This is a genomic window from Victivallis lenta, assembly GCF_009695545.1.
Classification (GTDB): domain Bacteria; phylum Verrucomicrobiota; class Lentisphaeria; order Victivallales; family Victivallaceae; genus Victivallis; species Victivallis lenta.
On the sequence record NZ_VUNS01000042.1, the window covers coordinates 1 to 21,415 of the forward strand.

21 protein-coding genes are annotated in these 21,415 nt (G+C 45.1%); 20 read left to right on the top strand and 1 reads right to left on the bottom strand.

What is annotated here, in order from left to right; genetic code table 11:
* The first annotated feature begins 222 nt into the window (after nt 1-222).
* From FYJ85_RS21475 to FYJ85_RS21570, 20 genes are all read left to right on the top strand, one after another.
* The gene (locus FYJ85_RS21475; RefSeq protein WP_154420747.1) at nt 223-933 is read left to right on the top strand and encodes a sigma-70 RNA polymerase sigma factor region 4 domain-containing protein; all 711 of its coding nucleotides are present in this window, start codon (nt 223-225) and stop codon (nt 931-933) included.
* A gap of 2 nt (nt 934-935) precedes the next feature.
* Nucleotides 936-2,885 carry a protein kinase domain-containing protein gene (locus tag FYJ85_RS21480; RefSeq protein ID WP_154420748.1) on the top strand — a complete coding sequence of 650 codons (1,950 nt, stop codon included), beginning with the start codon at nt 936-938 and terminating at the stop codon, nt 2,883-2,885.
* The gene (locus FYJ85_RS21485) at nt 2,882-3,271 is read left to right on the top strand and encodes a hypothetical protein (protein ID WP_154420749.1); all 390 of its coding nucleotides are present in this window, start codon (nt 2,882-2,884) and stop codon (nt 3,269-3,271) included. The genes FYJ85_RS21480 and FYJ85_RS21485 overlap by 4 nt, the downstream gene beginning before the upstream one ends.
* Before the next feature lie 445 nt (nt 3,272-3,716).
* Nucleotides 3,717-4,235 carry a hypothetical protein gene (locus FYJ85_RS21490; protein WP_154420750.1) on the top strand — a complete coding sequence of 173 codons (519 nt, stop codon included), beginning with the start codon at nt 3,717-3,719 and terminating at the stop codon, nt 4,233-4,235.
* Between the two features lie 22 nt (nt 4,236-4,257).
* Nucleotides 4,258-6,264, top strand: coding sequence for a dynamin family protein (locus tag FYJ85_RS21495; protein ID WP_154420751.1), 2,007 nt, complete (start codon nt 4,258-4,260; stop codon nt 6,262-6,264).
* Nucleotides 6,261-7,169: a DUF697 domain-containing protein gene (locus FYJ85_RS21500; RefSeq protein WP_154420752.1), complete on the top strand. Its 909-nt coding sequence runs from the start codon at nt 6,261-6,263 to the stop codon at nt 7,167-7,169. Before FYJ85_RS21495 ends, FYJ85_RS21500 begins: the two co-directional genes overlap by 4 nt.
* A gap of 132 nt (nt 7,170-7,301) precedes the next feature.
* Complete coding sequence (locus FYJ85_RS21505; RefSeq protein ID WP_154420753.1) at nt 7,302-8,216, top strand: hypothetical protein; 915 nt, start codon at nt 7,302-7,304, stop codon at nt 8,214-8,216.
* Nucleotides 8,206-8,799 (top strand): hypothetical protein, encoded by a 594-nt coding sequence (locus FYJ85_RS21510; RefSeq protein WP_206213386.1) that lies wholly within the window; start codon nt 8,206-8,208, stop codon nt 8,797-8,799. The genes FYJ85_RS21505 and FYJ85_RS21510 overlap by 11 nt, the downstream gene beginning before the upstream one ends.
* Before the next feature lie 11 nt (nt 8,800-8,810).
* A complete protein-coding gene (locus FYJ85_RS21515) occupies nt 8,811-9,659 on the top strand; it encodes a hypothetical protein (RefSeq protein WP_154420755.1) in 849 nt (282 codons plus the stop codon).
* Between the two features lie 20 nt (nt 9,660-9,679).
* Nucleotides 9,680-11,212 (top strand): hypothetical protein, encoded by a 1,533-nt coding sequence (locus FYJ85_RS21520; protein WP_154420756.1) that lies wholly within the window; start codon nt 9,680-9,682, stop codon nt 11,210-11,212.
* Between the two features lie 123 nt (nt 11,213-11,335).
* Nucleotides 11,336-13,213: an ankyrin repeat domain-containing protein gene (locus FYJ85_RS21525; protein ID WP_154420757.1), complete on the top strand. Its 1,878-nt coding sequence runs from the start codon at nt 11,336-11,338 to the stop codon at nt 13,211-13,213.
* On the top strand, nt 13,210-14,004 hold the full coding sequence (locus tag FYJ85_RS21530) for a tetratricopeptide repeat protein (RefSeq protein ID WP_154420758.1): 795 nt from the start codon (nt 13,210-13,212) through the stop codon (nt 14,002-14,004). Before FYJ85_RS21525 ends, FYJ85_RS21530 begins: the two co-directional genes overlap by 4 nt.
* A gap of 315 nt (nt 14,005-14,319) precedes the next feature.
* Entirely contained in the window at nt 14,320-14,523 is a 204-nt protein-coding gene (locus FYJ85_RS21535; protein WP_106051538.1) for a DUF3791 domain-containing protein, read from the top strand.
* Nucleotides 14,520-15,035, top strand: a complete 516-nt coding sequence (locus tag FYJ85_RS21540; RefSeq protein WP_154420759.1) for a DUF3990 domain-containing protein — start codon at nt 14,520-14,522, stop codon at nt 15,033-15,035. Before FYJ85_RS21535 ends, FYJ85_RS21540 begins: the two co-directional genes overlap by 4 nt.
* On the top strand, nt 15,028-15,258 hold the full coding sequence (locus tag FYJ85_RS21545; RefSeq protein ID WP_154420760.1) for a hypothetical protein: 231 nt from the start codon (nt 15,028-15,030) through the stop codon (nt 15,256-15,258). The genes FYJ85_RS21540 and FYJ85_RS21545 overlap by 8 nt, the downstream gene beginning before the upstream one ends.
* A gap of 240 nt (nt 15,259-15,498) precedes the next feature.
* Nucleotides 15,499-16,764, top strand: a complete 1,266-nt coding sequence (locus FYJ85_RS21550) for a hypothetical protein (RefSeq protein WP_154420761.1) — start codon at nt 15,499-15,501, stop codon at nt 16,762-16,764.
* Nucleotides 16,765-16,838: 74 nt separating this feature from the next.
* Nucleotides 16,839-17,228, top strand: a complete 390-nt coding sequence (locus FYJ85_RS21555) for a MarR family transcriptional regulator (protein ID WP_154420762.1) — start codon at nt 16,839-16,841, stop codon at nt 17,226-17,228.
* A complete protein-coding gene (locus FYJ85_RS21560; RefSeq protein WP_168963944.1) occupies nt 17,225-18,031 on the top strand; it encodes a PD-(D/E)XK nuclease family protein in 807 nt (268 codons plus the stop codon). Before FYJ85_RS21555 ends, FYJ85_RS21560 begins: the two co-directional genes overlap by 4 nt.
* Before the next feature lie 2 nt (nt 18,032-18,033).
* On the top strand, nt 18,034-18,765 hold the full coding sequence (locus FYJ85_RS21565; RefSeq protein WP_168963945.1) for a DUF932 domain-containing protein: 732 nt from the start codon (nt 18,034-18,036) through the stop codon (nt 18,763-18,765).
* A 229-nt stretch (nt 18,766-18,994) separates the two neighbouring features.
* Nucleotides 18,995-19,165: a hypothetical protein gene (locus tag FYJ85_RS21570; protein ID WP_154420765.1), complete on the top strand. Its 171-nt coding sequence runs from the start codon at nt 18,995-18,997 to the stop codon at nt 19,163-19,165.
* A 53-nt stretch (nt 19,166-19,218) separates the two neighbouring features.
* Here the strand turns inward: FYJ85_RS21570 and FYJ85_RS21575 are convergent, their stop codons facing one another.
* Nucleotides 19,219-20,991: a site-specific integrase gene (locus FYJ85_RS21575; protein ID WP_154420766.1), complete on the bottom strand. Its 1,773-nt coding sequence runs from the start codon at nt 20,989-20,991 to the stop codon at nt 19,219-19,221.
* Nucleotides 20,992-21,415: the final 424 nt, after the last annotated feature.

Here is a 21,415-nt window from a genome sequence, read left to right on the forward strand (position 1 = left end):
AAAAAGACTGACTGATGTATTTTTCATTACGGAGCCTCCTTGTGGTTTAGGCAACCGTAATATACTATTACGGACAAGTTGGCTCCACTTTTTTCACCCCTTCAAAAGTTTGTTAGGACAGGTGTGAAAAAAGCGCTTTTATCGGCTGAAACAGGTTGATTATCTTCATTGTAGCTATATTATTTCAATAAAATGGACTTTGATCAAACATTTGGTTGAATCATGAACTCTTACGATAGTTTATACGCTCCTAAGGCAGAATCAGGCTGGCAGACATGGATTGATCTGGCTTCCAGAATGAGAAGCGATGCCCTTTCTCCGGCTGACTGGGAACACTTTTATCCCAAATACCGCTCCTTGATCATCATGTACGGCAGGAAACAGAAGTTGAACCGGGATCAGATCCGGGAATTGATCGATTTAGTTTATGATACAATCCGGTCGAAGGATAAAATCAGTTGCTATGATCCTTCACGGGGACGTTTCCGGGATTATCTGGGAGGAATCATTAAAAGATGTGTTCGGGAGATACAGCGGAAGGCACAGGCGCAAAAGAGAAACTTCATAGTGACGATGGAGGAGCTTCCAGAATCTCCTTCTGAACATGAGGAAGAAAGTGAGTGGCTGGAACTTTGGCAAAAGTACCTGTTCAGTCTGGCATTGGAGGAGTTGAAGCAACAGGTGAGCGGCAGGCATTTTCAAATATTCCAGCTTTGCAAGTTGCAGGGGCGTGATGCTTCTTTCGTTGCCGATTTCCTTCAGGAGAGTACGAGTAATGTTTATGCAGTATGCAGCCGGTGTACAAAAGCACTGCGCAGACTGGTGATGCAACTTCAGGAAGAGCTTTCGCCGGATGAGATTTCTGATGAAATGCTTTTGAATCACGCGTATTCCGGTATGAAAGAGTTACGTGCGATTGAGCTGGAAGTGTAAAAATGCTGAAAAGTGGCGAAGAGTTTCACGGATTTACCGTTCTGCAATTCTGTGGACGCGGCGGTTTTGGTGAAGTTTATCTGGTACGGGATATTACCGGCAAGAAACTCGCCTTGAAGATCATTTCCCGAGAGCAGGGATTGGAGAATTTTGAACAGGAGTTCACCGGTCTGTGCAATTACCGACAGATTATCGAGAATCACCCTCATCTGCTCCAGATTCTGCACGTGGCGCAGGATGAATCTTTTCTTTACTACTCTATGGAAGCGGCAGACTCACTGACTGCGGGACAGTATCGGCCGTTCACGTTGCAGAACCGGCTTACAGGCGGCGGTTATCTCTCCATATCCGACACCGACTTTCTTGCGAAAGGCATCCGGCAGGCATTGGAGGTGCTTCACGCACACGGTATGGCCCACCGGGATGTGAAGCCCGGTAATATCGTCTATGTCAACGGAGTTCCCAAATTAGGTGATATCAGTCTGGTGACTTCGAGGAACGTCACGGTCAAGATGGCCGGGACACCAGGATTCATTCCGCCAGATCTGGCCCTTCGTTTTCAGGAAGGAGCGTTATCGATTGAAGAAAGCCAGTATTGTGATTTTTACGCTCTGGGAAAAGTCATCTATTGTGCGTTTACCGGATTGCCGCCGGATGCCTATCCCGAATTGCCCAGTACGCTGCCGCTGGAGGAGGATCAGGCGGAATATGCGCGTTTGAATCGGTTGGTACAGGAGTATTGCCGATATTCTCCGCCGCCTCCGAAATATCGGTGGGTCGGTCTGTTGAAGAATTTTTTCGCAGGAATGCGGAATATTGCGGAATACATCGGGTTGCGTCGCCGATTTTCTCGTGCAGCCGAGGCCCGGAGCGTCAAATTGGTCAACCGGTTTCTCGACTGCCTTTGTCGAGTGTTGAAAATCTTTCTTGTAGTGTCCATTGCAATCACTGCGTTCTGGGTTGTGGATAAAGCGGATATGGAAAACGAGAAGAACCGGCGGTCTGCTGAACTTGCGCTCGCGAAATACACTTCCATGCGGAAACAGTTCGAGCATTTCTCCGATAGCGTAAAACATCAGGCCGGATTTCTCGCCGAGAATGCAAGAGAGATGCTCCGGGAACGGGAACGTTGTGCTTTGATCGTGCACAACCCGGCTTTGCAGCCGGAGCAGCGTCGGCCTTTTCAGGAACGGTTGGCACAGTATCTTGCCGTAAATACGCTCTGGGGAGCAGCCGGAGCTGCCGGTCAGTTGACAATTTCGGAAGAGGAAATTGTCGCCATTCTGCAGAAGGTGAAACGTTCCCGGACTCCATATCCATCTTCTTATGCGCCGCTGGCGGAGTATTTGTTTGGCGATGACTTCAGTATGATGCAGAAATGGGAGGCTCCGCTGTTGATTCCGGGAAGCCTGACATTTGCGGGGGAGTACGGGCTTATCGTCATGGGGGCGGTCCCTTTTTTGAGTCCGTCTGCGGAAAAGCTCCCCGCCTCTTTTGAGCTTGTCATAGGGTTGAACGATTTTCCATCGGCCGGGACGGAGCTGACTTTTTCTTTCTGGAGTTTCGATTTGCAAAAGGGAATTCCCATGGCAAACCGTTTCTGGGAATTGACGTTTGACTGTCGCCGGGATGCCGCTTCCGGGAAGGAATTTTTTAAAGCAAGCCGTTTGTGTGTCAATACGCTCTCTTTGGCTGAAATCGGTGTGGGCGGCAAAGGATGGCGGGAAGTCCCTTGTAAAGGAGAAGCCGCGACTGGCGGCGGAATTTTGCGTATCAGTCTGGTGCAAGGCAAGGTGAAAGTCTTTTTTGATGACCGGAAAATCGGAGAAGGTGAGTTGGGAAAAGAATTCATGGATTCCAGAAACTGGCAGTTCGGTTTCTCCGCTTTCGGTGAAAACTATCCGGTGCTTATGCTTGACCGCATGGATATCTATGGAGTTTCCCTGCCATGAATCAATCAGAAGAATTTCAGGAGCCGGCTTATCATATTCTTCCGCTGCTGATCAGCGCCTTACTCTGCGGGCTGGCTGCTTGGGAGAGGGATATGGAAGGTGTTGTCTATTCCCTACTGCTTGGTGGGGGCATCGGCGTGATTCTGTTTGAGCGGATTCGGGTCAAACATCTGCAGACGGGTTGTTCGGTGTTGAAAACGAGCCTTTTTTTTCTGATTCTGTTGCTGGGATGCAAATGGGCGGCAGATCTTCTCGCATTTGAAAACCTGTCTTGGGATACGCTTTGGTATGGAATTACATTGGTACTGGCTTTATTCCGTTACCGCTGGTATCTTCCTCGGTTGATCAGAAGGCGGGCCGGTCTGATGAATTCAGCTTCCAGATGAACGAGATGTCAGATTTTCGGATAGGCTGTCAACGCGCGCGCGCGTACAATATTATATAGGCTGCTGCATCGGAAATACCCTGAAAAAACGCAAAAAAAAAGTTCCTTTTCCACTTGCCTGATCGCCTCTGAAGTATTATTGTATAACAGACTGATTTTCAGTCGGGTTGATCTCCACATTCCGTGTATTTTTGCGAATCAAGACAGAAACCGACCAAGTTTAAAAAAAGATTTGCCATGGAGTAGCGAGAATGCCCGGGAGAAGTGCATACACTTCTTTCGGGCGCTTCCTTGTATTTTCATGGCGGGTTCTTGGTCGGACCTCTGTCTTGGTGCTTGGAGGCGTCCGTCTTTTTTTGCCCGCCTTCAAGCCGATTCCCAAAAACACGTGGAGTCGGCTTTTTCTTTATTCGTCTGTCCCTGTGCAAAACAAGCTGGAGAAATATATGTCAGAACAGAAAATAGATGTAACGATCCATGACGATAATTGGGGGTGTGGCGGTGGCTGTGTCTGTTTTCTGATTTTCTGGATTACCATCATGTTTCTGTTGAGCCTGTTGAAAGCCTTTATTACTTTAGCATCGTGTTTTTTTATTGCATGTCTGGGAGGATTGGGCCTGCTTCTTCTGGTTGGCGTCATCAGGGAAGCATGGAAGTGGATGCGAATGTTGCCTTATTGGGGAAATAACGGCAAACGAATGTTTGTCAAAGGTATAGGCTTGGCACTCTTCGCTATATCATTGACACTGATTGTGTATTATCTCGTCTTTGTTCCAGAAATTAATGCACAAATTCTCAATAATACGCTTTGGTGGAAGAAAATATTCGGAAATTTGGAACTAAAGCCGGAATATACATTCCTACCGCCTCGCAGTTGGCCGGAAGCTGGCATCCTTCTGATGGGTATGCTCGGTTTGATTGGTTCTTTTATTCCGTTGCGTCAAAAGCATTACACTCAGCACTGAAATAATCGAAGGAGTATGGGAAATGGCATCTGCTCAAACTATGCAGTCAAGACAACACAAGAATCCAAATATTGACAAACTGGTAGAACTGGGAGATAAAATTTTCGAGAAATACGACGCGAAAAAAGACCAGATTGCCGATGCCGACATTCGTGGTTTTATGACGACGTTGTTGCATGAGTTGGATCGGAATATCAGGCAATTTAAGACAAATAGATTCTTTATTGCAGTCTTTGGTGCATTGAAAGCTGGTAAATCCACTCTTATCAATGCACTGGCGGAACACTATACCAGTCCCTCCGGCTATGGTTACGAAACGACGCTCCATTGTTCGCTCATCCTCTGTGCAGATGAGGAACATCCCGAGGGGATTTATTTATATCAACTCACCGGAAATAAAAAGCGGGAGGAAACTGATCGGCAGGAGAAAGCACGGGAATTGCTGGATTATTTTCGTGGGCTTTATGATTGGGAATTTATTTCTAAAGGTGGAAACTGGGAACGGTCAGAACGCTACCTGCTGAATGGCCATGATCTTCATCCATCCAAAGATAATCTCGAGGCAGTTCTGACGGAGGCAATTTTGTCTCGTTATCCCCAGCTTATGTTGGTGGAGATTCGAATTAAGTCCGAAAAAGATGATAATTTTCTACTGAAAAACATCGGGATTCTCGACATGCCGGGTCTGGACGGCAGCATTGCCAATGTAAAAACCGATCCCATCATCGCCGAGTTGCCGAAGGCCGCAGATTACTTCTTATATGTACAGAGTTCCATTGCTGCTATCAATAGCGGAGCAAGAGACTACATTCTCTCTCTGATTAATAACTCTAAAGAATATATTGTCGTTTTTAATGAAATCCGGGCACAATATTGGCTCAAATCAGAGGTTCAATCAGAGGTTATAGAAGAACAGAACAATAAAGCGATAGGCCACCTCGCTAAAAGCCTCGGTGTGAATCCCCCCCGTTCATTCCGTATTAATGCAGCACAGGCTTGGGATAGCAAAAACAGGCGTTTCCAAGTGGATAAGCTTATGGATGGTTTAACTTTAGAAAAGCTTTATGATGATTCTCATATTCAGGATTTGAAAAATGAAATTTCCAAGCTCTGTCAAAATAGCGTTACCGAAATTCTGGATAAAAATGCTTTAAATTCCTTGAAAGAATGGATAAAAACGGCACTGCCTCTGGAAGACTTTATCAAATTGCAAGATGAGATCAACCAGCGATGGAAACAGGACTTGGAGAAATGGGATGCCATTGATCAGAAGTTTGAAGATATTCGCTTGATGGACGAGGACAAAGAAGACGAGCCAATTTCTATCGGAGATAAATTGGCAGAGATCGAGGAGAAAATTAAAAATCTTTTTTTTAATGAACAAAACGATTCTAGCATGTTGCAGAAAATACCAAAATTTGAAGATTTCAAGAAAGCAAAAAAGATACAATATGCCAAGGCGGATAAAGAACTACTGAAAATAGTGTGGCCACCAGAAGGTCGAAATAAAATTAAAAACCAAAGCCGCTGTGCATGTAACCATTTTGTAGAGAAACTACAAAATGCAATTGAAAAAAGAATCGATTTTCCTTTGAACACTAAGAATAATGAATCTTTGTTATTACATGCGGCAAATTATACAAGTGTACTTGATAAAATAAAAGAAGCTATTAATTCTGCTGATGGTTCCTTGGATATTGTCAGTAATGATAGTAACGACCCGTTGATAGGATGGAGTGGGCGGTTATGGATGACCGATAGCAAAAAAGCAAAGGCTCGTATTGACTATTTTAAGAATTTTCAAAAAAGGTTTGAGGAGGCCGTGAAAAAGTATTCTGATGATAAGATTAAACTGATAAAAGGTTGTAGCGATGATTTGCAGGAAGCCTTACGTAAAGATAAAGGTGAATGGCAGAATGAATATAATGAAAAAACAAAAAAAATAACTGCGGATATAGAGTTTATTCGTGAATTTCAGAAAGACCTTTCAGATTTGGAGGAGGCAAGAAAAAGGGTCTATCAATCATGAACAACCTGAGAAAAATCACCTTGGGAGTAACAGCAGGAATTGCGGCGTTGTTTCTCCTTCTCTACATCAGCAATATCATTATAATAGGCGACAAACTGGGACGCATTAGTTTTTTGCTGGAAATTCTTTTTGATGGAGTCATGATTTTACTTCCACCCGGCTTGCTGCTCTGGTATTTCTGCAAAGTGTTTCGCCGGACTACCTGTTCGCTGGGTAAAATCCGGGAAATGAATCCATTCGATCCAGCTACAGATGTTTTATATGAGCGGTTTATCCGCCATGTTCTCTCAAATGGAGAGTTGAATGAAACTCAAAGGAATATATTGACAAATACTCTGATGGTTGGCGAATATCAACAGGGGATGGAATTATATCTGAATGAGTGCAAAGTGTCGGCAGATGAGGAAGGACACAAACATGCTTTAATGGCCGCAGTTTCAACCATTGTTTCCCCTCTGGGGGGCGGTGATATGATGTTTATGTTGCTTTGGAATCTGCGCTTAATAAACCAAATCATCAATATTTATGGATTCCGACCGACACTTCCGCAGCTTCTCCGCATTTACCAGCATGTCCTTTTCAGCGGACTGTTGGCTGGTTCCATTGAAGAAATTCTGGAGAGCTCAGATGTGAATTCTCTGCTGAATGTTTTGCCTATTCCGGGAAAAGGGGCGCTACTCCAAGCATCATGCGCAATTTTTTCAACTTTGAAGACGTGTTATTTAACCCAATATTACCTGTCGCATGATTTTTCAGAAGCCGAACGAATCAGTGCGAAAAAAGCAGCTCGCAATTTCGCTTGCAAACAAATCCCGGAAGTATTGAAGGAGGCATGGAAACAAATACAGTCCAAAACTCCCGATATTTTTTCTAAACTACTGAAAAACAATGCTGTTCCTGAGTAATAATGAAAGATATCAGGGTATTTTTGAAATACAATATGACAACAATGGAAGTGTTGCAGAACTAAAGGATCTTTGAAGAGGTTCAACGCGCTTCAGGTTGCATTTAAATTCAATATCTGATAAAAAGATTATATGAAAAAAGGGTATCCCAAAATAAAAAAAAGTATCTGGGCAGTTGTCGCTGTTATCTTATTTTGTCTGCCAGGTCTAAGACTTCCATATCTGGACCAGAATGCGGATGTGTACTTTACAAAGGCTATTTCCAAAGCGGGAACTGCTTATGCCATTTGCCGGGGAATCAATGCCGGTGTATCCGTCATAAAAGAATCTCAACTTCATCTCTCTCTGGGAGCAGGAGTATCATTGGCGGCCGGGCAGATACTTGATCCCTTGGATGACCTGACAGAACGGACTTCAGATATTTTAATCACTGCCATAGTATCATTGGGAATTCAAAAGATCGTTTATGAGTTATGTTTATGGCTTACCCCATTTTTGCTTGCTGCCGCTATTGTGGTCCTAATTGTTATTTCATTTTTTCATTGGGAGTGGAGCCAAAAATTACAGCGAATTATTTTGAAAGTGATTTTCCTGATTGCCATTGCTCGGTTGTGTCTGCCGATTACTGCATTGATCAGTTCAGGTCTGGATCACTATTATTTTTCACCAAAGATCAACCATGTACAGGAAGAACTCAATCAGTTTTCTCCTCCACTGGAGCGATTCAAGGAATTGCCTCCGGAATACGACGGTATGTGGAATACATTGAAAAACAGTACCGATTTCATAAAAGAAAAGGTTGCCGATTTGTGGGCAATATTCCAAGCGATCAATCCTCAAAATATGATTGAAAATCTTTTGAAACTCTCTTACATATATATTGCCCTATTTATCATTCAAGTTATTTTGTTGCCGCTTGGAATCTTTTGGCTATTGGCTCGAATTGTGAATGCGTTTTGCGGAACCAACGTTCCATATATTCTAAGGTTTCATCAAAATAGATCAATCAAACAACGTCATGAAACTGCAAGTAAAAATGAAAATTGAAAAACAAATGAACATGAAATTTTTATCGGTGCTTATTGCCGTTGCATTCTCTTTTCCGGTAATGGCCGGAGAAGATTATGGCGGTAAAACCGCACTTGTTGCCGATGTGAAAATTGCTGCCGGAAACCGCAGGCAGATTACGACACGGGAAGATGGAAATGCCTTTATCATCTCCACAGAGAATAATGTTGCCAAATCTCCATGGGGTATGCTGGTTGATCTTGGCCGGATCACTGATAAGATTCGAAGACTGCCTTGGAAGTCATCGCTGGAATATAGAGCGGAAGTACCCTGCAAGATCACTTGCAACATCTATACTGCAATGGTAAATGATCAACAGATTTGGGGCGGCATTATTGTCTATGTCAACGACAAGAAACTGGATCGGCCAAAGGTAAAGATAGTTAAACATAAAGATCCGCTTTCTTCTTCTAAAAAATCCAGACAAAACAGGAAACAGGTATCTCCCCCGGCCGGTAAACCGGAAGAGCTGTTGATCAATTATGAGAATCGCGCTCAGTTTGAGATTAACCTGAAAGCAGGAGAAACCGTCAAGATCATGGTTGATGGTCGCGCCTTATAAGGTGATGCGCAATGATAACAGTTTTTCATCCATTTACAGCGATTCTGTTTTGTGCTTCTTTACTGATGACAGGATGTACGCCTTCTCCTCAATACCGGGTCTCGCTTCAGCGTAATCATGACGACGGCTTCCTGCATACGTTATGGGTGCATGATGGAACCGGCAATGTGTCATCGTTAGAGTATTATGCGTACGTTTCTTCTTATTTGCTGAAACCGCTTGAATACCGGGATGATGTTATCAAATTGGAATGGCTTGACGCGGGAGAGGAACCGGTATTCTTCGACCTGTTCCGAAATGGGAAGCGGTATCTGCTGATTCATGATTTCGGTGGCGGTAAGTACGGTCCGTATCATCTGCGAGTGATTGAATTCGATGCGGACGGCTGGCGACAGATTTATTATGGCCCCACTGGTGAAATACCACGTCTGGATGATGTGAATGGAGATGGCCGGTTTGAGTTCAGGCATTTTGATGATTTTTCTACTCCATTGGCAACCATGAACCCTTGTGGAGTTTTGGTTCTCGCGTATTCCAATGGCAAGTTAATGCCGGATAGAGAGCTGAATAAAAAAATGCCGATGACTTCGGAAGACCTGTCTGCATTGGAAAAAAAGTATAACAAATTTATCCATGAATTTGGATACGCTTCTTCCGATAACGGGGAGGATGTCAAGGCGTATTTCGTCAAAGAAACGCTGATTGGTCTCCTGTATGGCGGTAACTGGCATCAACGTGATCAAGTTATTCAATATTTGAAGTACAATCCTGCTTCTGGAGAACAATTGAAAACAAAAATTCTTGAAGAAGTTCAGGCATCTCCATATTATGTCTTCATTATGAATTTGAATAGTCAATAACACACAGCAAGGAGGAAAAGATGGCAAGTTTTAAATTCAGTTGCCCACATTGTGGAAAACATGTCGAAGCAGAGGAAGAATGGGAGGGCATGGAAGCTGAATGTCCTCATTGTGGAAAAATTATCGTGATTCATAATGGAAAAAACTTCAAAAATCACCCCAAAGAGATTCCATCAAATGAAAATTCCATTAAACAGAAATCACGAAAATATAAATTAATAACGACAGGAGTTGTGGTGGTTTGCGCAGCAACGGCAATCGCCTGCATTTGGAATCCTTTTATTGCTAAACGGTCTTTGCCGGCCGCCCCTCTGTCAGCTCCTTCTGATACTCACCCGACAGAAGCAGACCAACAGAAAAAACGCTCGTCCAGCAATATTGAGCCGAATAATGTTCAGTCTGCCGAGAGCAAGAACTCCAGGGGACGGCGTGGTCGCGCGCCTAAAGAAACAGCTTTATCCGCAAACCTAAGTTCAAAAGTAAAGAATAACACCTCTCCTCAACCGTCTGATAGTTTTTATTTAAAGAAAGATTCATTGCTTTCAATTGATAATGGAAAGATTGTAATTGCTGGGGTGAAATTGAATGAAAAAATTCAAGTGTACAGAAACCAATTTCCCGGAAGCTCGAGATATGGGATTCTAGGGTTCTTACTCAAAGACTTTCCTCATGATTCTATTTATTGGCGAGAGATAGGTTACGGTGATGCAAGAGTTGACATTAATACCAAGTGTGTGTTTGGAGGAGTTCTCCCTTGGGGGCCTGCAAAATTTTTTATTACAAATGATAAAAAAGAAGAGATTCTCGCCATTGAAGTAGCCTTCGAAAATTCCAATGACAATGTTTATAGCGAAATTATCAAACAAATAGAGGCGACACTTAAAAAATCAAACATCACATATGGAATTCAAAGATTTGGTAAAACCAAAGCTTTTGATGAACTCATCTTGTATAAGTTTAAAGACAATAATGACCTAATTTCCGTGGCGAAAAATTGTAAAACCCAGAATTTTGATCCCGCTGTCAAACTGATTACAGGAACATATAATCATCATATCTTAATTTGCGGAATTGAAATTCGAGCTGCATTGGACTCAAGGACTCAAGACAGGCATGAAAAAGTAGATGCTTACGGCTTTATACTTGGACGTGAGCCTCATTCTAATAGTACTTGGCAAAAAGATGAAAGCTTGGAACAGTTATTACGAGCACAAGGGCAAGAAAATATTCGTGCGTTTCGCTCACGTGAGAACAGTAGTATTGGATGTCTTGTTCGTATGACACCTGTAACACGAAAAGCTTATAGTGTAGAAGTCGTATTCAAAACAAGAAGAAATGGATCGTTAGCGAATACTTTGGCTCCGACATTACAAAGTGCTTGTGAGAAGTTTAATATTTCTCCTGATGAGATAAAGAGATCTGGTTTTTCAGATGAAATTTTTTATTCCGCATCACGTTCCAATGTAAGTATTTCCCTGTATGGACATTTAAACGGGGATTATGTTGTTATTAAAACTACTATAACGGATGAAGAATTGAAAAAAGAACAGTAAACACTCTTATGTGCTTTAAGGGGCATCCGTCGGAAATAGAGCATAGCGTCCGCCGGAAGCCCTTAACGCTGATTACCAAATTAAGAAGAACTATCCTCAATAACTTCGGAATGCAATGTTTAAATGGAAAACGAGCAATACCATTCATCCCTCGCTCTCCGTGAACGAAAAGCGGTAAAAAAAGTTGCCTTCATCTTGGATCATGGTGCTGACATCAATCAGAAAGATCAGGATGGGAATGTGATTCTGCATGATGTGCTGAAACATCGATATTCCATAAAGACCATCCAGAGATTGCTGAATGCCGGTGCAGATGTCAATGCCCGTAATCATGATGGAAGTACTCCACTGCTTGTACTTTTACAACAGTTGAACAGCGTTTTACATCCGGGGAGTGATGATCCTGATTACATCCCTTTTCCGGACTCTTCGGAAGAGAAGAGCATTCAACATACAGAATGTGATGCGGAATCATTCTTTACTGAAGCGATACCGCTACTTTTAAATGCCGGAGCCGATGTCAATATCAGCAATAATCATGGTGATACCCCGCTGATTATCGCCTGTCGGTATGGTGGTTCAACGATTCAGAAGATGCTGATTGCGGCCGGAGCTGATGTCAATTACAGAGATGGAAATGGTGTTACTCCTTTAATGGGAATACTTCGGAATTTTCCTGACGGTTTGGGGTTATTTAAAGACTTTGAACACAAAGGATTTGTTTCTGTATTGCCCAAAGAACAACTGCTGCAATATCTCAAGGTCAGGCTTGATACGGCAGAAGAAATAACCGCAAACTTTCTTGATTATGCCAACACAAGTGAACGGTCTTTGCGGCTTCTTGAAGCATTTTACGATCTTCAATCTGTTACCGGAGTAAAAGTTCTGCTGGCAGCCGGAGCCGATGTCAATGCAAGGGATATCTATGGACGAACCCCTTTGATGTATGCGGTTCGGCACAATATCTATACTTATAACATCACACAGTTGCTTGAAGCCGGGGCATATCCCGATGCCAAAGATGTTTACGGCAGAACGGTTTTGCATTTTCTTGCCGAACGTCAACCCCAATTCCGTTTAAAGTTCCTTGAGGCATTACGCGAAGCTCCGGTGACGACAGATCAATTCGGCTACGCACCATGGGCTTACTGGTGTTTGCAGGGTACTCATTTACTCTTCGGGTATCGTACTTGCAATGATATTCTTGCTGCTGATTTGCAGAAATTTCAGCCTGAACACTCTCCGGCTGATCCGACCTTTCAGATGATGCTGGATCGTGCTGAAATTTTACTGGAGCAAGGCGGCGATCTTCAGCTGATGCGTTCTGAATTTGTCAAAGCTGAAAATGAAGTTCCGCCACAGGAAGATGAACACTTCCGTTACTTTAATTTTCCAAGTGTGTTTGCTCTGATACTTTACAAAAATTTCAATCCCCACGCTAAAGAACTGCGGCTTGCGGATCGTGATTACGGCAGATTCTATTTCCTGTACAGTAAATTGCAGGGAAATGATGAAACGTTGCTGACAAAGGCGATTGCATGGAATCCATATTGTGCCGCTTACTGGTTTGAGTATGCTGAATTGCTGAAACAGCAGGATAATTTACAAAGATTGCGGGAAGTGCTTGGACAAATGTTTGAATTTCTCAATGATCGCCAGGACATCGGAACAGCATATCAGTATCTTGGCTATTATTATGAACAACAGAAAATGTACGAGCTTACGGCTTGTTTATACCGCTTCAGCATGGTATATGATGGCAATGATTTTGCGGCAAGAGATAAACTTGCTGAACTTTCCTGTGCCAGTGGAATCAATTTCAAGTACCGTCACTGGGATATGGCAAAAGTAAAACAACAACTACTAAAACATCATATTCCCATAGGTGTCGATAAGGCGATTTGGGATTTTGCATGTCGGCTGCATGAACAAGCTGAAGCAAAAGGCGCAGAAGAACTCATATGGTATTTTAAATCTATTTGTATGGAGGGTGAAAAATGAAAAAAATGATCGTTGCGGTTGTTTGTTTTGCGTTTGCAATCGGTGTGGTCTGCGGAAACTCGGAGATTGAAAACTATCGCAAGGCGGCTGAACAGGGCGATGCCGTGGCGCAGCGCAAACTGGGGTATCGTTATGGCAACGGTATCGGCGTCAAGCAGGATCACGCAGAAGCGTTCAAGTGGTATCGCAAAGCTGCTGAACAGGGGGATGCCAAAGGCCAACATAATCTTGGGTATTGTTACGAAAACGGTTTGGGGGTCAAACAGAATCACGCTGAAGCGGTTAAATGGTATCGCAAAGCCGCAGAACAGGGTTGGGCATATTCGCAATTCAATCTCGGCAATTGTTATTACATGGGAAAAGGTGTCAAACAGGATTATACCGAAGCAGTGAAGTGGATTCGTAAAGCCGCCGATAACGGCGATACAACGGCTCAATATGCTCTCGCAATTTGTTATGCCGAGGGGCATGGCGTGAAACAGGACGTTTCCGAAGTGGTAAAATGGCTCCGTAAAGCCGCTGAACAAGGTTTCGTTGAGGCGCAATTCAAGTTGGCGCAAGGATATGCAACGGGGGAACTGGGTTTACCGACCGATTATACAGAATCTGCGAAATGGCTTGAACTTGCCGCGAAACAAGGTCATGTGGAAGCGCAATATATGCTGGGCTGTTATTATAAATACGGCTACGGAGTGGAGAAATCCGCCGAACAAGCCGATTTCTGGTTCCGCAAGGTTGCTGAACAGGGGTACAATTTACCGGAAGAAGCGTTGAAGAACAACAAAGAGTGATTTTATGTGGGCGCGCACCGAAATCCGCCGGAATATGAGTATGACCCCCGCCGGAAAACGATCATGATACTGGCTGGAGTTCTGTGAAGAAGAGTGGAGAGATGTGATCTGCCATTGGGTGTTCAAAAAATCGGCTTTTTATGGTTAACTGTTCCGGTTAAGTGATCGCATGCTTGACAAATGGCGAATCCATGCTAATTTTATCCTACATCGCTTTCCGCTTAGTATGAGTTTTTCACCGAACTCAACTTTTGAAACAGCTCAAATGAATTACTTGGTCAAGAATGAGTATATTTGAGTTGAGGAGCTTATGATATGAGTGAATTGTCATTTCAAACATTCTGCATCGAGTTTTACAGCAGACATATACAGAAAACCGGCCCGGAAGTGTATGACCTGTTTCAGAAAAGCGGCCTTTTGGAGATGCTGGAAACGGACTATGAGGACTTGCACGGTATGGGAATGGAAGCCCTTATGCAATTCTTCGATGAATATCTTGCGAAGGAATTGAAAAAATGAAGCTGTATCATGGAGGACTTACCGTAGTAAACTCTCCACGTATTATCCGCAGCGAAATCGGGCGGGATTTTGGTTTTGCGTTCTACACAACCGATATCAAAGAGCAAGCCGAACGTTGGGCTTACCGTCGTCAACGAGCTGCAGTTCGTAATGGATGTCCTTCCGCACAGGCTGTAGTTTCAGTTTTTGAATTTGATGAAGTCGCATCCCGAAAAGATTTGGAATTTCTGGATTTTCCGGAAGCAAACCTTGCATGGCTGGATCTTGTTGTCGCCTGTCGTTCGGATCATACCTTCACACATGGCAAAGACGTGATTACAGGTAAGATCGCCAATGACAATGTAGGAGAAACCATCTCGTATGTTATCGCCGGAATCATGCGCAAAGAGGATGCACTTGAAAGATTGAGATTTCAAAAGATCAACAATCAAATTGCTTTCTGTTCTGAACGTGCCTTGTCGTATTTGAAATATGAATCCTGCTACACCGTTGCGAAGGTTTCCCATGATTGAGCATAATTTAGTCAGAGCCACAGTAATTCCGGAAATTGTTCGTCTGATTTGTAACTATTACGAGATTGGCGAAAAGGAAGCCCTGTGTCGTTTCTACAAATCGAAAACCGCCGCCAACTATGCTGATGAAGAAACTGGAATTTACGGACAGTCCGCCCTCTACGTTGCCGGATTGTTTATAATGGAGCAGGACGGTGAGATTGATGAAAAACGTTTTGCATAAACAGCGATTGCGCCGAAATTGAAGGAAGAGTAGTGGTAAGGATATTCAAATAAGAGTTGAGGTCGACAGTACAGAGGCTTAATTTCTCCTGAAATTGCGTTATAATCATCTGATGGGAGCCTTATGGTTCCGAAAATGCCCGACAGTTACCTGACTGCCGGGTGTTTTTGTCTTTACTCTCCGGATCGGGAGGAAAGAAACGGTTATGGCCGAAAACAAATGCAGCTTAAGGAGGAAAAAATGAAGATTGAAAAGAAAGTATTGAATGATGCCTTGCGGATACTGGGGAAGATGGTATGCCAGACCAGTCCGGTGGAGGTATTCCGGGGAGTGCGGTTTGTCGGCACTCCGGGAGATGTTCTGGCGGTGGTGACTGATGGTACGGAGCTGGTTTCACTTCGGATTGATGCTGAAGTAGAAGGTGTAGTGGATTTCCTTGTCGAGTACCGGATGTTGCGGGAGATGGTGCGTACAGCCAGAGGCGGCAAAATTGAACTGGAAGGCAGGAAAGTTGAATATCCGGTACAGGAAGCCGTTCCTGTTGATGCGACCGTTACCGAATTACCGGTGGAGTTCACTGATCTTCTGGCTTCAGCCGCTCCGATCATCAATCGGAATGAACCGCGAGCAGTGTTGCAGGGTGTCAATCTCTCAAAAGACGGCATCACTGTGACAGACGGGAAACAGTTGTTGAATCTGCCGTGTTCTCTGACATTGAAAGAATCAATAACGATCCCGTTCCCTCTGGCTCTACTGGCAGCCAGACTGCATGATGCAGGAACCCTTGCCACTTGGACAAACGGAAATTCCCAGTTGTTCCAGATAAAGATCGGCGATTTCACATGGTCCGGCAAAGCTCCATCCGGCAACTATCCGAACTGGAAACAGGTTATACCGACCGGTAATGCACTTGATTACTCCATTACATTTCACGAACCGGTACAGGTGATCGACTTTTTGAAAACAGTTCCAGACCATGAACCCTATCATGGAATCGAACTCAATGTCACCCCGGATGGAGTTTCAGTCATTCCGACGGATTACCCCGATATGCACTTGGAAACGACTGTTGATCATATCGGAGCACTGCCACGTGCCGTACTGGTTCTCAACAAGTACATTCTGCTCCGGATGCTTCAACAAGGGTACACGAAGTTCGGGGCACATTCGGACGGCAGGATTCCAGTTGTTGCCGAAGGCGGGTATGGACGTTATTTGGCCATGCCGATTCACATATTACCGAAACATCAACCGCAGAAGGAAGAAAAGAAAATGGAAACCACTGAAAACAAAGTTGTGGAATCGAATGATCCGGTTCCTGCCGCTTCTCCGCTGGAAGAACTCAGCAATAATGTTGAGGAACTGCGGAGCAAACTCAAACACTTGCTCGATGAATCCGGCATCCTGATCCGCAAGGTGAAAGAGGTTACACTCCTGCAAAAGCAAAAGGAGCGTGAGTTCATACAGACCCGCCGGAGGCTGGAACGCATTAAAATGGCGATGTGATAACCAGCAATTCAATTAATCAAACCGAGCCGTAGGATAAACACCTGCGGCTTTTTCATTTCAAGGAGGCAGCCATGTTGAAATTGAACGCATCTTATTCCAAGAAAGTCCCGGCGGAGGGTGAATATTCGAGCCAGAGCTATCACGCTTCCATCGAATGCGAACTCCCTGACGGCCTGAACGCGAATCAGCTTCAGGAACGCATCCATGATACCTTCGAACTCGTGCGGCAGTCGGTCGAAGCCGAACTTCACGGCGGCAACCGGCAGCAGCAATCACAGCAACCGCAGCAATCAGGCAAAACAGTTCCGGCCAGTCCGAAACAGATTCGCTACCTGCTTGACCTTGCCCGGATGCGCGGCATTACGCCGCAACAGATCGCCGCGAAATTCAATGTCGCGGATGTTCAGCAACTATCCAAGCAACAGTGTTCCAATCAGATCAATGAATGGAGGGCCGCATGATGGAAACACTGGACGAACTGCGGCAGGAGCCGCACTGGTCGTATTCAGCGCTGAATACGTACCTCAACATCTGTCAGGCGCAATTCATGTATCGCTATGTGGAACACGCCGAGGCCGAACGGACTTCTGTCTGTTTCCCGTTCGGACGCGCCTTCCATGCCGCATTGACGGTTCAGGCATGGGAGTGCATGACAGGCGGTTCTTTGACCTGCGATGAAATGGTTGAACAGTTCGCGGAGGCGTTCAAAGTCGAAGTCAAGGCGACACCGAACCTGATCTATAAGGAAGGTGAGAACTATGATTCGATGGTGGAGCTGGCTTCCCGGATGCTGGATGCAGTGTCGGCGAACTGGTCGGACTGTTACACGGTCAAGAGTGTTGCACGTGCGTTTAAAGTCGAGGTGCCCGGTCTGGATAACTCCCTGATCGGGGAATGGGACTGCATCGTTCAGGATGGGCGGGACATTTGCATCGTGGATTGGAAAACATCCGCGAGCCGCTGGCCCGCAGGAAAGGCCGAACGCGATCTACAGGCGACCGTGTTCAGCTATGCCTATGAGAAGCTGACCGGCACCACTCCGCTTTTCCGGTTCGATGTGGTTACCAAGACGAAGAAGCCGAGTTGCGAGAGCCACTACACCAGTCGTGGCTTTCACGACTTCCGCAGATTCGAAGCACTGGCGAGCCGGGCGCAGTATGCGATCAATAAAGGTGTGTTTCTGCCAAATGAAACATCGTTTGCCTGTGGCGAATGTCCTTACTGGCATCGTTGCAAGCAGTGGCATTTAAAGAAATGGAGATAACTATGGGACTGATGATTGAAAGCAATGCCCGGTTTGTCGGGCGCGAAGAGATTGCGCAGGTGCCGACTCCGATTGGAACGGCCAGTTGGAAGCCGGTACCGCACATGGAGGTGATCGATGCGGTCGGTGACGTGGTGAACTCGCGCGGCTGGCAGATTCTCGATGAACAGTACGGCTTGGCGCGGGATGGACAGAAGCTCTTCGGAGTAATGCGGATCAACCGCAGCAGTTCGCCCGAATGGAGCCGTTGCATCGGTATCCGCAACAGCCATGACCGTAGTTTGTCGGTCGGTCTGACCGCCGGGATTACGGTGCTGGTCTGCTCGAACAACGCCTTTGGCGGTTCAATGGTCATCAAGCGCCGCCATACCCGGCAAATCCGGGTGCGCGATCTGGTAATCGATGCCGTGGATTCTCTCGAAGAAGAGTTCCTGACGCTCGAAACCGTGGCCGAAGGGCTGAAGATCGATGAAGTCGGAGATGATGAGGTACGCGCCTCCATCGTCAAGGCCGCCGAGATTCAGGCGATTCCGAGCTGCGACATCCTGAACGTCTGGAAAGAGTTCAAGGAACCGAGGCACGAGGAGTTCGCAGAGCCTACCCGGTGGAGCCTGTTGAACGCCTTCACTGAAACCGCAAAGAAGTACAGTCCGGCCCGTGCTGATCTCTGTTACCGGGGATTGACCCGGCTGTTCGGGCTTGACGGGAAACCTTCTTTCCTCTGGAAACAATGATTGAATTTTACTATTACGGTAGAATAACCTATTTTACATTTTATGCAGATTAGGTTATTCATCTGTAATAGGGAAAATCATTTCTTGATGCGTACTGCACGGTCCGACCAAAACAGACCCGCTCCCATTCCGAACATGGTACACTCGGAATGGTGCCTACCCAGGTACCCCGGCGGCAGAAGCTTCTGCCGTCGGCTTTATCTTCAACCACACAATAAGGAAACCTACCATGTTGAAAGAAATCTCAATTGTTGCACTTGCCATTGTCGCCGCATGGCTGCTGATCGCACTGTTACCCTCTCTGCTTGAGGTTGGTATCGGCCTGATGCTGCTTGCTGGTCTGCTCTGGCTGGCTTCCACTGTCTGTACCTGTTTCAAGCCCCGTTATCGCGAGGCTTGATCCGGTAAGAGGCTCTGATTAAAACCGGAGCCTCTTTTTTTAAAAGGTAAAACTCATTCCTTTACAGGAAGGTGGGCAATCTGCTCTTTGAGTACATCATCTTTCACGGGAGACAAATGCAATTTTTCCAACAAGTCAAAACCGTAGTTCACTTTGGTGATTACTGTCAACAGCTTTTCAATATCCACCTTAGTATATACGCGAGTTGTCGTATCTGCGGTTTCATGACCGACCAGATGGGCGATATGTACCCTTTGAACATCTTCATGAGCCAACTGGGTAATCACATTATGTCGGAAACTGTGAAATGTTTTCTTGGTATCAGTCGTAATCTGTTTTCTGTTGAACTGGTTGTAAAAGTTGGTCAAATTCCGGGTGTAGTGGTGTTGCGGGCTGTAGTTCATGCAGGGAAAAAGCAACCGAACCTGTTCGGAATTATCCAACTGCTGATTTCTGGCATTCCGTTCCAATTGGGTAAGAACTGGATGTTCCCGTAGTTTGCAGACATATTCCAGAAATCCAGCTTTCAACAGCTCTGGATGAATCGGAACCTGACGGAAAGATTGTTGATTCTTCAGGGATTTACTCCAATGCGAATCATTGACGCAGAAACAGGGAATCCCATTGATAGTTGCCACGTCATCGACAAATAACTGGCAGATTTCATTTTGCCGCATCCCCTGATACATGGCAATTAAAACAATCCATCGCAACTGGAGATTGCGTTGTTGTTGCTTAGGGGTGGCATGCGGCAAGTTGGCAAGCTCATCAACAATTTTGATCAATTCCACATGGGAATATCGATCTCGGCTCTCATTGTTTTTTCGTTTAATCTGAATTTGAAGCCGTTTGGCCGGATTATCCGCATTCATATAATGGTTTTCCCGGCACCATTCGAAAAAACTGCCGAATGTAAGCAGATATTCATTGATGCTTTTATCACTTAACGGTGAATTATGATTCATTTTCAGCAGTTCAGAAAGTGTTTTGCTTCTAAATGCAGGATCGGTATTCCGTTTGCGCGGGAGCTTTTTCAGTACATTGTCACGGAGCTGAAGAATAAAAGCCCGATCCATTTTTTCCAGAGGTACGGAACACAGTTGGGCATATTCAACAAGCAGTTGAAGGTGTGCTTTCCCGCTAGTGGCGGTATTATGTGCCCATGAATTGTCATTAGTCTTCTCTCGGCAGAAATGTTCCGTCAATTCCGCCAACGGAGGAATAGATGAAGCGACAGGAGGAGAAGAAGGCTCCAACTGCTTTGAAAGTTTTTCAGTGTTTTCCTGCTTTCGGGAACTCCGCCGGAAAAAGTCCATCAGAAAATCGGGATCCTCGGTATCTTTTGTTTCTTCTTCGGCATGATCGCAGGAAGGAGTATCAAGAATTGCCCGTGTCAGCAAATCTAGACTGTTGCGGTGCTCATTCACCTTTTTATTGAACAGTTTGATCAATGCCAGTTCGTCTTTATCGCTCAATTCCTCATTGGCTTCATTTTTCAGGCGGGTTAAGACATTGGCCAAAGCCTGTAGCCGTTCTGCCTTGGCTTGGGCATTCCGCTTGTATTGAATGATACGCGAAAGAGTTCCGACTTCCTCATTGATGATCAATAATGCTGCTTTATGATCCATAACCCCTTCCTGTATCTGGGTAAATATTTCTTTCAGCTTCAGACGAGCTAATTTAGCGGCAGGTTCTGCCAAGTTCAAGTCACATTTACCCAATGAGCGTTTGATTTCCCTGCATTTCAAGAGCCGTTGCAGGCCAACGGGCACTCTGATCCTGAAATACCAGTACCCTGACCGGGAAAGCAGTCCATACCGTTCCATTTCCCCGTCTTCTCCCTCGAATTTAGGTACCCGGTGGCGTGTACCAAATGTGTACCACTGTGTACCAAACTTCCTGTTTCTATCGACTGTGAAACGGGATTTTGAGGGGGAAGTCTGAGGAAAAAAGCAAACTGGTACCCGGGAGATGAGAGTCCGCCGGTGCCGTTTCTACCTCAGAATAAGCCGCAACCGCTTACCGTGCAATGAAAAACTATCGTTCTGATCCGATTCCATGCAAGGCGCCTTGAATTGTCAAAACGGCACTTTTTGGCACATTTTCATCTTTAAACGGCACAAAACGGCACCGTTGAAAAGTGTGGTACCCCTGCTCCAATCCTGAAATCAAACAACTGATTTACTATAACTCTTCATATTCGCCATTGCAAACCGGTTTTCAAAATTTTCTCTTGAAATAATGTAAAGC